This is a genomic window from Algoriphagus sp. 10J20-15, from assembly GCF_055809615.1.
Genome location: NZ_JBVVUG010000005.1, coordinates 16131 through 30062, shown reverse-complemented (window position 1 = coordinate 30062; position 13932 = coordinate 16131). Strand labels below are relative to the sequence as shown.

Sequence of the window (13932 nt, the reverse complement as noted above, 5' to 3'; positions counted from 1 at the left end):
GCTGGTCTAAATTATCTAAAACCTTAATTTTCCGGTAAGACCTGTGAAGTCACCGTAGTAACCATTTCATCTTCAACGATAATCCCTTCTACCATTACAATTTCATAGGAATCATTTGGAGTAAAGGTAATTTTATAAACCCCTTCGTCTAATCCAGTGATTTTATAATTGCCATTTGCATCTACAAATGTATTCATAGATTCTCCTTCCCCTTCAACAGTTACCTGAACTGGCTGAGCTTCCAAAGGTAGAACTTGACCCATAATACCAGTAGAAACTTCGTCTAAATATGCTCTCAATACAGGCTTAAGGATGATTTGCCCAGAATTTCCTGCCTCTACGATAGACTTAGCAGCATCAAAATCAATTACCAAATCATAAGACATCCCACCTTCTATGTATTCATCCACTTTAATTTTCAATCCACTCTGCTGAGCACTTGGTGTTTTCATGTCAAAACGTTGACCGTCTTTGATTACGTAATTGTTCTCACCAAGAATCAATCTGATTTGATCGATTTCTCCTTCAGGAAAATTCTCTGTTCCTAAATGCTCACTAGTTCCTCCTGTTAATTCTAAAAGGTTAATTGGTTGACTTTCGTCATAAATAATTTCTACCCAAGAAGACTCATCGTCGTCATCAATGTCATCATCCTCTATCCCGTCCTCATCTATCTTCACACGAACGGCTAGTACTTCTACCCATACTTCATCGTAAGAGGCTGGTGCATCCACTAATAAAATATTAACGCGTGCTGACTCTCCACTTGGATTCTCATCATCGGAAGAGCATGACATTGAAAAAACAGCCCAGCATGCTATAAGGAGATAGGAAAATATATTTTTCATACGAATCGAGTTTAGTTTAGTGGTAAGGAAATGCCAATGACCATGCCAACTCAAAAATGACAAATAGTAAAGTAATGTCTCAATACCTTCTTATTTTTGGGCATGATGAAATGGGAACGCCTTTTATCCCGAGGCAGATTTGGTGATAATCCGGGATTTATACCTACACAAGTAACCCGAAGCAAATTTGAAGTAGATTATGATCGAATAATTTTTTCTTCTCCATTCCGTAATCTTCAAGATAAAACTCAGGTTTTTCCTCTGCCTGAACAGGCTTTCGTACATACTAGACTTACCCATAGCTTAGAAGTGTCCAGTGTAGGGCGATCCCTGGGAAAAGCAGCAGGGGAAATGCTGTTGGAAAAGTACCCGCAGCTGAATAAAACCGGTATTACTCCATTTGAAATTGGAGCAATTGTGTGCCGCAGCGGCATTAACGCATGATATTGGAAACCCTCCTTTTGGTCATGCAGGAGAAGAGGCTATTTCTGATTTCTTTAAATTTCATCCTGCCGGAAAATGCTTGGGAATCGCATGTACGTACAGAGCAATTAGCTGATCTCTGCAATTTCGAAGGAAACGCTCAGGGTTTTAGAATGCTTGTTTCCGAGCGGTTTTTTGGACTGAAACTCACTTATGCAACATTGGCGGCATTTACCAAATATCCACGTCCAAGCATGATAGCACAGCGGGATATTGCTCGAAGAAGCCAGAAAAAATACGGGTTTTTCATCAACCAATTAGCCGATTTTGAGCAAATGGGAGCTGTGCTTGGAATGGAAAAATCCAGTCCTGAATGCTGGTATCGCCATCCCTTGGCATTCTTGGTAGAAGCTGCGGATGATATTTGCTATAGCATTATTGATCTGGAAGATGGCTGTACCTTGGGATTGGTAAGCTTTGAGGAAACAGTGAAGCTTCTAGCTCCAGATTTTGAAGGATAAATTTGATCCGAAAAAATTAAAGGAGCCTAGAACTGTCACACAAAACCTTGGTGCATTGCGAGCCTTAGCAATTGGGGAGTTAATCAGCGAATGTGTAGAAGTCTTTGGCCGGTTAGAGGAAAGTATGTGCAAAGGCAATTTTGACAAAGCTCTGACTGATATCATCCCTTCGGCCAAGGCACTTCAGAAAATCACTGACGTTTCGGTTCAAAAAATTTATCGTTCTCAAGTGGTTTTGGAAAAAGAGGCGGCAGGTTTTCAAGTTTTGGAAGGATTGTTAGAAGTATTTTCCAAAGCTCTTTACCATCAATTTTATGACCCAGAGAAATTCTCAGGGCAAGACAAAAGCATACTTCGACTTCTGCCGGAAGATTTCCCACTGAAGGGCTGGGGGGCTGAAGTTAACCCATATCCTTTACTTCGGTCCTTAGTGGATTTCATTTCTGGAATGACTGACAAATACGCCCTGAATCTCTATCGTAGAGTGAAAGGCATCTCCTTTCCAGGGTCTTAAATTAAATATCCTTGTACTTAGTTTTCCTAAATGCAAGCTCTTTGGAGAATGTATAAGCTTCGCGGCTTAAATTTTGTAACTATTTAGCCTACAAAGGGCAATAATTACGTATCTATTGCCTGACTGGAATCTACCTATTCCAGCAAACCCACCTATTCGCTTAATAAAACCATATATGAAAAAGGCACTGATCATCATTTTAGGTGTATTTATATTTTTGATAGCTCCAAGCAGTAGCTGTTCCTTTTCTTTTCAAAGACAAAATTGCTGCCCGAATTGACCGGGAAATTGCCCAATCTGTGAATGCAAAAGTCATTTATGACATTGATAATGTGAGCTTAAGCCTCTTTAGAAGATTCCCAAACGTATCGGCAAGAATCACTGATTTCGATATTGTTGGGAATGCCCCTTTTGAAAAGGACACTTTGGTTTCACTTCGTGAATTGGCCATTGATTTCAACCTTAAATCCGTGCTTTTTGATGACTACCCTACGCTCACTGGCGTCCATTTGAATGGTGGAAATCTTTACATCAAGGTATTGGAAGATGGGAAAGCAAATTATGACATCACTTTCCCTTCAGAAACAGTGACGGAAGATACGGCTGATAGCAATTTTAAAATCGGAGTGGATGAGATGGAAATCAGCAATCTCAATTTGGTCTATGACGATAGACAACTTGATTATTTTATGGCTTTAGGAGGGATCAATGCACAGGGGTCCGGTGATTTTACAGCAGATGTGTATGCCCTTCCGATTGACATGGAAGCTTTGATAGCAGACATTACCTATGAAGATGTAAGTTACCTTACCAACAAAACTTTCAAGGGCGAAACCCTGCTGAATATTGACATGGAAAATATGAGGTTCACGCTGGGAGAAGGTAATTTTCAGCTAAACGATTTTCTTTTTGGATTGAGCGGATTCTTGGCAATGCCTAGCGATGACATAGAAATGGATCTAGTTTTAACTGGAATTGACAATGAGTTCAAGAGTATTTTATCACTTATTCCTGGTATCTACTCGGAGAGTTTTTCCAGTTTAAAAACCTCTGGAACCATGGATTTCAATGGAACTATCAAAGGGATTTACAATGATGTGAAAATTCCTTCTTTTGATATTTCGCTCAAAGTAGCTGACGGCATGTTCCAATACCCAGACTTGCCAAAGCCAGTGAAAAACGTGAATCTTGACCTCCAGGTAAAAAACGAAACGGATAATATTGATAATACTTCCATTTCAATTCCCACATTCAATTTAGACTTTGGAAGTAATCCTATTTCAGGAAAATTGTATCTATCTGATTTGGTAAGTTACACAATCGATGCTGCTTTGAAAGGCAAATTAGATCTGGAGGAATTGACCTCCATTTTCCCAATTGAGGGGCTTGCCTTAAAAGGAAATCTCGATGTGGATGCTACTGCCAAAGGTCGATATGATTCTGTCGCAGGTATTATTCCTGCCATCAATGCAAAGCTTTTGCTGGCTAATGGATATGCAAAAAGTGCAGATTATCCAGCACCCATTGAGAAATTAAACGTGAATGCCTCCGTGCAGAATCCTAATGGAAATATGACGGATTTTCTGGTTGATCTAAGTCAGTTTGGATTTGAGCTGGAAGGTGAAGCAATACGAGGAAACATGAAAATCCGAGATTTTGACAAACTCTTCTGGGATGGAGAAATTATCGGAGGAGTTGATCTCAGGAAGATATTAGCCATTTTTCCAATGGATGACATGACTATGGAAGGTCATATTCAAGCGGATATCAATACGAAAGGATCCTATGCGGCTGTTCAGGCTGAAAAATACAATCAACTGGAGACTCGCGGCAGCATGGATATCAGCAAGTTCAAGTATTCTTCTACTGATGTCCCTCAGGGTGTTGAGATCGCTAGCGCAAAAGCAGAATTCACTCCAGAGCGTATAAATTTAACAGAATTCGATTCGAAGATTGGAGAAAGCCCATTGCAGGCCACTGGTTACCTTTCCAATTACATGGAGTACTTCCTTGGTGAAAATGGAACCTTGAAAGGTCAGCTCCGCCATGAATAGCAGTAGGTTCAATGTAAATGAATGGATGAGCGAAGATACTTCGGCTGATACGACAAGTACTGAGCTATCAGTAATCGAGCTACCAAATAATATTGACTTTACCATGACTGCGGTCGCAAATGAAGTAATCTATGACAATTTGAACCTAAAAGAGGTGAAAGGAAATATGTCATTAAAAAATGGCGTTCTGAGCTTTTCAGATGCATCAATGAAAACGATGGGAGGTACTATTGGATTGTCAGGTAACTATGATCCTAGAGATTTGACTGAGCCCGCATTTAATTTCAGCTTAAACATTTCAGAACTCAGCATTGCAGAAGCTTTTTAGTCATTTAATACCATTAAAGCTTTTGCTCCAATTGCTCAAAACCTGACAGGAAAATTCAATTCCGATCTAAATTTCTCCGGAAAACTGGGCCAGGATATGATGCCATTATTGTCAAGTCTTGATGGAAAAGGTTTGCTGAAAGTGGCCGAGACAGCTCTGAAAGACAGTAAAATATTAGAAGGAATCACTAGTCTCACAAAGCTAAAAGATGTGAATACTCTTCAGCTCAAGAATATTACCATCCCTATTTCGATTGAAAATGGCGTGATGGATGTGAAGCCATTCGATGTGAAACTGTGGGATTATCAGGCAAACGTGCAAGGTACGGCGGGTTTTGATGGCTCGATAAATTACTTAGTAAATATGCAGATTCCTGCCGGGAAATTCGGATCCCAAGCAAATGCTCTTTTATCCTCTATCACTGGAACTTCCACGGATGAGAATACTACTATTCCATTGGCCTTGAACCTTTCAGGAACGTACAATTCGCCGAAAATCACCCTTGCCGGAGGAAACAGTATAGAATCATTGCTTGCGAATGCACTGAAAGCTAGAGTAAGTGGTGAGGCAAAAAATCTCCAAACACAGGCTAATGAGCAATTCAATGCTGCTCAGGACAGCATGAAATTGGCACTCAAAGCAAAATCAGAAGTAGCACAGGATAGTGTAAAGAAGGAATTGGAAAAACAGGTGGATGTAGCAAAAGATAAAGCTGTGGATGAAGCCAAAAAGCTCTTGAAAGGATTTTTTCCTAAAAGCACACCAGCCTCCACTAAACCTGATACCACAACTGTGAAGAAGGATTAAACGTGGTAGGCCTTTGATTATGGTTAATCAGGCTGAGCGAAGTCGAAAGGTTCTCGACTTCGCTTGAACTGACTGCCATCTAGTCCTCGACCTTTAATAATGCTTTCTAAAACTCTTTACTAAACCCAATATTATCCACTACCACAACTCCGGAGATACTTTGATCAAAGACAAACTTGATAGTCTTGATTTGGGTAGGAGTGAAGCTAGGGTTTGATTTGGCAAATTTTTCTAGGTTGAAAGCGAAGGTTTGAAATACTTTTTCAGATTGACTATTTCCTTTTATAAAATCAGATTTCCAGATGGTCACGGAAATTTCACGCTGCAATGGAGAAAATTCACTCAATAAGAATTTGACAGATTGCCCAGCAGAATCTAGTAAGTGGATGGTGAAATCCAGCGGCTTCTTCGCTTTCTTCTCTTCAGTGTCATCTTCATCTGATTCCACAACCTCTTCAAGTTCCTCGTCAGAATTTTCTTCATCCACCTCTTCTTCAGTGTTATTATTATCATTAGCGTTAACAAGCCATTTTCCTGAGGATTTCGGGTTAGCATCTTCGGTTGATTCTGCCATGGAAAACATCAAAACACTGGTGGAATCGAGCAAAAAAGAATTAGGATCAAAGTTTAAACTGTAGCTGGCAATTAAGGAGTCTGCGACAATGTCTATAGCCTTTTCATCTTTCAAACTATCTTCCACCTCATAATTCCATCCCAAAAAAGCTGCTCTCGAGCCTTTTTTCGCCCATTTCAATTGGATTTCAGCTTCCCTCCAAACCGATAAGTTCGTGGATTCTACACCCGCCGAATCAGTGGTTAGAGTTTTAACATCAAAATCCTCGTCAAAATTTGCCAGGGTTTGCAGGTTTGAATCCTCAAACTGATTCAGGTAAATCGTCTCCGGAAGCCAATTCTTCCCTTTTCTGGCATCTAGGAAAAGTGGTAAATATTCCTTTTTCCCCTGCAAAGTAGCTTCAAGAAATGCTGAAATATAGACCTTGGCAATTTTCTGCTGTGTAGAATCATCAAGCTGCTGCTTAAGATTCAAAAGTCCCAGAAAAGGATTACCGGTATCGTTATTTCCCCAAGAAGTATTGAATTGCCCGTGATTGGCACCATAAACATAGAGTCCAGATTTGAAATGATAGGAGGAATCCTGAAAGCTGATCCGCTCGTATTGCATAGACCCCATGAAGGAAGAAACATCCGCATCCTGAGCTCCGTGAATCACGAAGTAATTGATATCCTTCAATTTTGTTCTACTATCTCAGTCTGGCTCGTATTGCCCGTCTACAGGAGCGATGGCGACGATCGACTTGATGTTATAATGATAATCCAGCTTGACAGAAGCATCGTCCGGATAAAAATCCAATTCATTTAACATAGCGGCGTGAGCCACTGCTTCTCCGCCTCTGGAATGACCGATCAAAGCTATCTTTGTAGTGTCTATTTTATTGAAAAATGGGTGATCTGAACTTGAGTTCCAATCATGCCAAACCTTGAGATGCTCCAAAAGCAACCAGCCTCTGGCATCATTTTCTTCGCTTAATCCCTCCCTTATGTCCGTCCACGAACTGTTGATGAAATTCTCGTCGACTGATACCAAAACCATTCCCCTTGAAGCCAATAGTTCTCCCAGGTAATCATAACCAGGATCAGAATAATCCTGCATGCTATGATTTCCATGAACTACTAAAACTAATGGGAATGGGCCTTGCCCTTCCGGGTACCAAACTCTACCATTGATTGGAAGCGATTTATCATCAAAACCCCAGTATTTCTCCCTCCACCAACCAGAAAAGCCATTCCAGTTATCTAGAAAAGCAACTCCGTTCACTGAATCTGTTAAAAAATTAAAGGTTACTTTCTCAGCAAACTCAGGTCTATGTTTGTCCTTTCCACTGCCATAAGTAATTGTTTTGACCAAATACTCTCCATTGTCTCCAGGTGATTTTCCCAAAATCGCCGGAATTTTGTCTGCAGTAAGTAATGCTGCATTTTCAATTGGATCTACATCCAAGCCAATAATAGAATAGTAATATACTGAGGCTCCGATTCCAAAAAGAGCAATACACAAAGCTATTGAAGCAACCACTTTTTTTGGTGTGGTCAATCTGGAGAAGCTCGAACGTACAAAGATAAAATATACCGCGCCGAGTATCGAAAAGAGCACTGCCAATAGTACTACCAATACCACCTGGAAATAAACTATCATAGCCAGAATAGGCAAGCACATAAGAAGCGCAAATTTGAACCCCCTAGGGATTTGGTAAAGAAGCTTTATAATCCAAACTCCCAACGCCCCCAGAAGAGCCATAACAATGATAGTCAATAGACCAAAAAGCAAATAGTACGGATCGCCTATCTGAAAAGAAAATTTAACAACATTAAGGATAATCAATAAAACTGTGAATGCTATTAAGCCAAAGGCTGCGCCTTTAAATGCATAAAAACCAGGAGAGATAAGTGACAGCTTAGCAGTTATCAAGTTTTTGGCTTTCTTAATCCATTTCTTCATTTTTAAAAATAGTATGGTAATTCAAGAGTATTCCTAAGCTACTTTTTTCCTAGTAAATAATAGAACCATCCACACTCTTTTCAGCAACATCAGATAGTAGAAGGGCTTTCTTTTAACCTAAAATCCTTTATTTCTCTACCTTCCAATTGATTTTGCCATCTATCCAATACTGGTTGCTCCAAGTGTGCTTCCCTATAGTCATCAGGATTCATGATGGGGATACCTTTGATAATTGGGTAGATTCTACTACAGCTTGAACAGTTTAGCCAGCCTTCTAAGATGTTTTCTTCTGCATTTTTGAGGATTATTTTTAAGGTTAAATCTTGCTTATCAAATGGACAGCAGAGCTTTTCAATCGTTTCTAGTTTCATTTTTTTAAGTCAGTAAGTAATTGTTTGTATTGAGAAATGGCTGTCTCTGGATCTGCAGCTTTCATCACACCAGACACCACAGCGATGCCATCAAATTCTAAGGGTTTTAGGTGTTCGATTCTTTGGGTAGTGATCCCACCTGCTAGGAAAATTGGGATGGATGTGAGTTTCCTTGTTTTTTGAACCGTTTCGAACTCCACCAAATCACAGCTATTTGCGGTCGATGAGGGAAACATGGAGCAAAAAGAGAGGTAATCCACATTGGCCCGAATAGCAGCTTTGATCAGGTCCAAGTCATTATTGATCGTCACGCCAATGAGTTTTCCTTGCTGTTTTAACTTAGGAAACGATACGGTATGATCAGGGGACAACTCGTCAAAATGAATTCCATCCATGTCAAACAGCTCGGCCCATTCAGGATGATTATTCATTAAAATAGGAATTCCAGTACCTCTACAGATCTCTTTTATTTTACAAATAAGTGGTGCTACCTGAACCGAAGAAGGGAAATTATCCCAAATCTGCAGAGCGCAAGGTTTTGCCGAAATAGCTTTTTCCAATGATTCTAAAAGCGTGCTTTCTTCCATCGAAGGATCAATCACCAAATATATTCCAGAGTTAATTTTCGCTTTTTCCTTCATTTCCATCCAGCTTTTAATGCATCAAAATAAGCTGCCCAATAGGGATCAAGTCTCCATATAGACTAAGGGAGAGGTAATCCCTGATTTTTGGATTTGAATGCCTGCTATACTTTCAGTCACTCTTCCCACTTGAGTGCAGAGAATATTTATTTCAGCAAGTCGCTTGATCACATCCTCAGATTTATTGCCATCGCAAGCAATGACCATGGATCCAGCACCTACGCAATATCTTGGATCCAGCCCAAACAATTCTGAAATCGCTGCAGCTACATTGCCAATTGGTAATTGGTCAATGTCAATTTCACCGCCCTTATCCGAAGCTACAAGCATTTCATAGATTGCACCCAACACCCCACCTTCAGTGACATCATGCATGGCATGGATTTCCGGGTATTTCTTATCCGTTCCAGCTGCGCAAAGTGCATCTTGAAGCGAGGAAGTTTGGTGAAATTGCTCACACGCAGAATGGTAAATTTCCATCCCAAGCTTTTGCTTGATAGTTTGGGGAAAACTCATCCCCAATATAGCTGTAGCTGTCAATGCACAGGATTTCGTCACCAAAATGGCGTCCCCTTCCTGAGCTCCTGTGGAGCAAAGCATTTCGGATTCTTTTGCAATGGTGATCAACGTACCTCCTCCGGCAAAAGTCGAATTTTGTCCCTGAACAAATCCAGTATGGCCTCCTGTGATAGCAACCCCGATTTCGTGGCAATATCGATCGATAAAACTCCAATAGGTATTGAAATCGGCATTGGAAAGTGTATCCGGCAAATTCAAGACAAACTGTCCATACTGCGGTGTAAAGCCTGTCGTAGCCATATCATTGGCCATGAGGTGCACACTGAGCCAGGCGGACTCCTGCAATCCCAAAGAGGGAATCAAGGAAAGTGGATCGCTTGTAGTCGCCATCGCCAAACCTCCCGGAAGGGACGTAATAGCGACGTCTACACCGAATGCAGGGCCTTGTTTTACTTCTTTTCGAGCAGCTCCAAATCTACCTGCGAGTAAATCTTGGTACCCTTCAAAGTTGATTTTACCGAGTTGATCTGCCATTATTCTACATCATTCAACTTGACATATAATCCGAAAAAGTCGCCATACGGAACACTCCATTGCTGGACAGGAAACCATTTTGGCAGACCTGTACATGACCATTCAATTGTGTAATCTCTTCCTTCCAAAGCTTCCTCAATAATCTTAATGAGCGTCGCTGGTGTGTAAAAAGTAGCCGTGACATAGAACGGGTTTTTACCAAAAGCCTGCTGAACTCTTCTCCTAAGCACCTTTGGTGAATTTCGATTCATCATTCCCATTGCAATACCATATTTGGCAACACGGGCAGATTCACGAATTACTTTCACAGGATCTTTGTAATACTCGAACGTAGTGATGAATGCCAGCGAGTCGAAGGTATGATCCTTGAAAGGCATGTAATGGGAATCAGCCATTACCAAATCACCATCAAACAAATGGATAGCTTGGGATAGCATCAGTGGAGAAATATCGCCTCCTGTAGCTTTAATGCCAATTTCTTTCCACCAACGTGTAAAACGGGTGGTGCCACAGCCGAATTCCAAGAGTGTCTTTACTCGCTTGTCTTTGGACACCAACTGCTCCATGACCTTCTTTTGCCAGACTTCGGCGCGCTTGTATCGCCCTTCGTACCATAGCTCATAAGTATCTGTGTGTGCGCGGTTGAAAAACCACTCAGGTCGATTTTGCCAGTTTTTCTGCGCGTCGGGCAGTAATTCAAAGTTCTTTTTCTCTAGTTCCATAGGGAATTTAAGGTTGCAAAAATGTTAACTGCAATTCCTGCGGTCAGACAACCAAGAGAAAACAAAGGCGTTTTCTGGCTTTAGCATCCCTACGTTGGCATGATCCAAATCAGGTAATTCGGGTATTATCTCAGCCTCACCAAAAGGAAGGCACCCCGTGCAATTGATTCAAATATAGGTGATTTTTCTTAGCCGTAAAATTCTCTCACCACACCTGTGGCTATTTTAGTTAAAATGGCTAGCATAAAAAAACAGAGGCTTGTGACCTCTGTTTGTTGACTAATTATTTTTCTTACTTTCCTTTTTAGCGGCCTTTGCAGCACGCTTTTCCTTTAACGTTTTGGTAGCCGCAGATTTATCGTTCTTAGGTTTACCTTCTGGTTGCTTTGCCATAGTTTCATTTGAGAAATGATGTAACTGATTCCTGTTAAGGTAGTGGGAATTCTGCGACTCCCAACCTGAGTCAACAACTATTTTTTAGCGGGCAATCTACCAGGAATCCTTACTTGACTGCAATAAAAATATCAACCTCAGAATTATCTCCTTGCTGCGATTTGGAGCTATAGACTTCAAAATCTGAAGTATATTTTCTGTCTATTTCAGAATCCTTGGACCAGATTTCCTGCCAAGTTTCGGACAGACTGCCTCAGGCATTTTTCCAGCAGCTACAAACTTGATATGCCTGCCTCCATCGAATTCTCTGGCTACAAGGCCTTTGGCTACATTTTCTAAGCGAGATACTTGATATCCTATTAGGCAAGTATATTCTCCAGTATAGTCAGATTCATAATCGGTATAGATAGCGTAAATATCGTCATTAAGTTTTCCTGAAATTTTTGCTCCAACTTGCTCTTCAAAAAATCTTCCCCAAAGAGCTCCTAAGTCTTCGGCTGCTTTTCCGGAAGAATTAGAAGTTCGTGTGGTAATTCCTATAATTTTAAAAGGGGCTATACTGTGCATCGTGTTTTTGGTTACTGTTAAAAGCTTTAGTCATTTAAAGAGGCAAGTTAAACCAAAAAGGACTCTATGATCCCAGTCAAACTTTAAGATAATTACAGACTCTGATCTTCATTTCTATCAGTTCGGTCATCAAAAAATAGAACTAGAGCAGCTTTTTCATGAATTAGATCATTATGAAATACTATTAGGTCAAAATTGAGCCCTCATTCGCTCGAAAAATTAAGGACTTGTGCTCTCCGCATTTTATTTGTGGACTCTGCGGATAAAACCAAAAAAGCCTCCGAACTCTTTCATTTCGGAGGCTTTGGTACTCAAGTTATCACAACTTAGAACGGATATTTTCCCTGATCAATCATAAAATCAGCGATTTGTCTTCTTAATTCCTTGGTGTTATAAAGTTCAGTCTTGGTGAATCTCTTCAAACCCATAAGCATTACTTTTTGCTCATCGCCTTTGGTGAAACTACCAATGGCTTCTTTCGCAGCTGTATTGATTTTGTCAACCGCCTCAGAAAGATAGATCTTCGCCATGGCAATTTGATTCTTGCAGACATCTTCGCCTTTCATTGAAACCAATTTCTCGGTACGAAGGATCGCAGATTCACTTGCGTAGATTTCTATCATCACGTCAGCAAGGTTCATATCATGATTTCCTGTCTCATCTTCAATTTTATCCTGAAGGGCCATGGCAGCTTTGCCACCAACCATCAGGAATACTTTCTAGCTTTTCAGAACTTCTTTTTCAGCTGCAAATAGCTCAGAAGTATCAATTGTCTCAAATGAAGGAACAGAGGTCAGTTCTTTGGAAACTGCCATTGCTGGATCGAAAATATTAATCTCTCCTTTCATCGCTCGCTTCAGGAGCATACCTACCATCAACATTCTGTTGATCTCATTGGTGCCTTCATAGATTCTAGATATTCTAGCATCACGATATGCACGTTCCATTGGCGCATCCGCAGAGTAGCCCATTCCACCATAGATCTGTACCCCCTGATCGACCACATAATCCAGCACTTCAGAGCACTGCACTTTGGCGATGGCACATTCAATCGCAAAAGCCTCAACACCCTTCAGTTTTGCCTCATTAGCAGCCATTCCTTCTGCTTCGAGCGCATTGATACTTATTCTCAATATCCTGTCCAGCTCGGTAGCAAAGTGCTTCCGAGACGTAAGATTTGGTTGCCATTTCTGCGAGTTTGGATTTAATCGCACCAAAAGAATTAATACTCACTCCGAATTGCTTACGCTCTGTGGAATATTTGATCGCATGGGAGGTCACCGTTCTAACTCCGCCAAGTACACCAGCTCCGAGCTTTACTCTACCGATATTTAGGATATTTACAGCGATTTTAAAACCATTTTGACGATCAGAAAGCATATTCTCCACCGGCACTGGGCAATCGTTAAAGAATACTTGACGGGTGGAAGAACCTTGATTCCCATCTTTTTTTCCTCTTCATTCATTGTGATTCCGCCAAGTGACTTCTCTACGATGAAGGCGGTCAAGTTTTTATCATTTTCGATTTTGGCAAACACAATGAGAAAGATACTGCGAAACCAGCATTTGAGATCCACATTTTCTGACCGTTCAGGTGGTATGTCTTACCATCTTCAGATAGAGTCGCTTTGGTTTTACCGCTATTTGCATCTGAACCTGCATCTGGTTCAGTAAGGCAATAACATGCTGCCCATTCTCCAGTAGCAAGCTTAGGAAGGTACTTTTTCTTTTGTTCTTCTGTACCGTAATACAAAATAGGCAGTGTTCCAATCCCCGTATGTGCTCCGTAGGTTGTAGAAAAAGAACCCGCTGCACCAATAATATCCGCGATCAACATGGATGTGTTGAAACTCATCCCCATTCCTCCGTATTCCTCTGGAACTGTGATTCCCAAAAGACCAAGATCTCCTGCTTTTTTGAAAATGCGTGGGACTAAATCAGGATCTTTCATGCTATCGATCTCCTGTGCATAAGGGGTGATCTCCGTATCGATAAAATCCTGACAGGCCTGAGCCATCATTCTTTGCTCTTCGGTAAATTCTGCTGGAATAAAGATGTCTTGCGCATCTGTTTCCTTGATGAGGAATTCTCCTCCTTGGGTTGATTTTGTAGCCATGTTAAAGACGTTAGATTTTAGACGCTAGCCATAAGACTTAGCTCGATTTTGCATCG

At 40.9% G+C, this 13932-nt stretch carries 12 protein-coding genes, 2 pseudogenes and 1 riboswitch; of the genes and pseudogenes, 4 read left to right on the top strand and 10 right to left on the bottom strand.

Annotated elements, in window-relative coordinates; genetic code table 11:
• Positions 1-23 precede the first annotated feature (23 nt).
• Entirely contained in the window at positions 24-848 is an 825-nt protein-coding gene (locus AC0L6R_RS03220; RefSeq protein WP_473269898.1) for a DUF4382 domain-containing protein, read from the bottom strand.
• Between the two features lie 105 nt (positions 849-953).
• Here AC0L6R_RS03220 and dgt point away from each other — a divergent pair.
• The 4 genes and pseudogenes from dgt (at position 954) to AC0L6R_RS03200 (ending at position 5495) form a co-directional block, all read left to right on the top strand.
• Positions 954-2306, top strand: a pseudogene (gene dgt, locus AC0L6R_RS03215) (dGTP triphosphohydrolase).
• Positions 2307-2605: 299 nt separating this feature from the next.
• Positions 2606-4360, top strand: a complete 1755-nt coding sequence (locus tag AC0L6R_RS03210) for an AsmA family protein (protein ID WP_473269897.1) — start codon at positions 2606-2608, stop codon at positions 4358-4360.
• Positions 4353-4688, top strand: coding sequence for a hypothetical protein (locus tag AC0L6R_RS03205; protein WP_473269896.1), 336 nt, complete (start codon positions 4353-4355; stop codon positions 4686-4688). The genes AC0L6R_RS03210 and AC0L6R_RS03205 overlap by 8 nt, the downstream gene beginning before the upstream one ends.
• A 96-nt stretch (positions 4689-4784) precedes the next feature.
• Positions 4785-5495, top strand: a complete 711-nt coding sequence (locus AC0L6R_RS03200; RefSeq protein ID WP_473269895.1) for a hypothetical protein — start codon at positions 4785-4787, stop codon at positions 5493-5495.
• Positions 5496-5601: 106 nt separating this feature from the next.
• Here the strand turns inward: AC0L6R_RS03200 and AC0L6R_RS03195 are convergent, their stop codons facing one another.
• The 9 genes and pseudogenes from AC0L6R_RS03195 to AC0L6R_RS03155 all read right to left on the bottom strand — a co-directional run bounded on the left by AC0L6R_RS03195 (position 5602) and on the right by AC0L6R_RS03155 (position 13876).
• On the bottom strand, positions 5602-6747 hold the full coding sequence (locus AC0L6R_RS03195; RefSeq protein ID WP_473269894.1) for a hypothetical protein: 1146 nt from the start codon (positions 6745-6747) through the stop codon (positions 5602-5604).
• A gap of 15 nt (positions 6748-6762) precedes the next feature.
• On the bottom strand, positions 6763-8013 hold the full coding sequence (locus AC0L6R_RS03190) for an alpha/beta hydrolase (RefSeq protein ID WP_473269893.1): 1251 nt from the start codon (positions 8011-8013) through the stop codon (positions 6763-6765).
• Between the two features lie 89 nt (positions 8014-8102).
• A complete protein-coding gene (locus AC0L6R_RS03185; RefSeq protein WP_473269892.1) occupies positions 8103-8384 on the bottom strand; it encodes a Trm112 family protein in 282 nt (93 codons plus the stop codon).
• Entirely contained in the window at positions 8381-9025 is a 645-nt protein-coding gene (locus tag AC0L6R_RS03180; RefSeq protein WP_473269891.1) for a thiamine phosphate synthase, read from the bottom strand. Before AC0L6R_RS03180 ends, AC0L6R_RS03185 begins: the two co-directional genes overlap by 4 nt.
• Positions 9026-9070: 45 nt before the next feature.
• Positions 9071-10078: an AIR synthase-related protein gene (locus AC0L6R_RS03175; protein WP_473269890.1), complete on the bottom strand. Its 1008-nt coding sequence runs from the start codon at positions 10076-10078 to the stop codon at positions 9071-9073.
• The gene (locus tag AC0L6R_RS03170; protein WP_283411932.1) at positions 10078-10800 is read right to left on the bottom strand and encodes a class I SAM-dependent methyltransferase; all 723 of its coding nucleotides are present in this window, start codon (positions 10798-10800) and stop codon (positions 10078-10080) included. Before AC0L6R_RS03170 ends, AC0L6R_RS03175 begins: the two co-directional genes overlap by 1 nt.
• Positions 10801-10869: 69 nt before the next feature.
• Positions 10870-10968, bottom strand: a riboswitch (TPP riboswitch).
• 334 nt (positions 10969-11302) lie between these two features.
• Positions 11303-11398, bottom strand: a complete 96-nt coding sequence (locus AC0L6R_RS03165; RefSeq protein WP_473269914.1) for a hypothetical protein — start codon at positions 11396-11398, stop codon at positions 11303-11305.
• Positions 11395-11760 (bottom strand): GyrI-like domain-containing protein, encoded by a 366-nt coding sequence (locus AC0L6R_RS03160; protein ID WP_473269889.1) that lies wholly within the window; start codon positions 11758-11760, stop codon positions 11395-11397. Before AC0L6R_RS03160 ends, AC0L6R_RS03165 begins: the two co-directional genes overlap by 4 nt.
• Before the next feature lie 326 nt (positions 11761-12086).
• Positions 12087-13876: pseudogene (locus AC0L6R_RS03155) on the bottom strand (acyl-CoA dehydrogenase family protein).
• Positions 13877-13932 lie beyond the last annotated feature (56 nt).

Bases quoted from the DNA above. Each gene is read 5' to 3' on its own strand.
- AC0L6R_RS03220 (WP_473269898.1), bottom strand. From the start codon at position 848: ATGAAAAATATATTTTCCTATCTCCTTATAGCATGCTGGGCTGTTTTT.
- AC0L6R_RS03205 (WP_473269896.1), top strand. From the start codon at position 4,353: ATGAATAGCAGTAGGTTCAATGTAAATGAATGGATGAGCGAAGATACT.
- AC0L6R_RS03200 (WP_473269895.1), top strand. From the start codon at position 4,785: ATGATGCCATTATTGTCAAGTCTTGATGGAAAAGGTTTGCTGAAAGTG.
- AC0L6R_RS03190 (WP_473269893.1), bottom strand. From the start codon at position 8,013: ATGAAGAAATGGATTAAGAAAGCCAAAAACTTGATAACTGCTAAGCTG.
- AC0L6R_RS03185 (WP_473269892.1), bottom strand. From the start codon at position 8,384: ATGAAACTAGAAACGATTGAAAAGCTCTGCTGTCCATTTGATAAGCAA.
- AC0L6R_RS03180 (WP_473269891.1), bottom strand. From the start codon at position 9,025: ATGAAGGAAAAAGCGAAAATTAACTCTGGAATATATTTGGTGATTGAT.
- AC0L6R_RS03175 (WP_473269890.1), bottom strand. From the start codon at position 10,078: ATGGCAGATCAACTCGGTAAAATCAACTTTGAAGGGTACCAAGATTTA.
- AC0L6R_RS03170 (WP_283411932.1), bottom strand. From the start codon at position 10,800: ATGGAACTAGAGAAAAAGAACTTTGAATTACTGCCCGACGCGCAGAAA.
- AC0L6R_RS03160 (WP_473269889.1), bottom strand. From the start codon at position 11,760: ATGCACAGTATAGCCCCTTTTAAAATTATAGGAATTACCACACGAACT.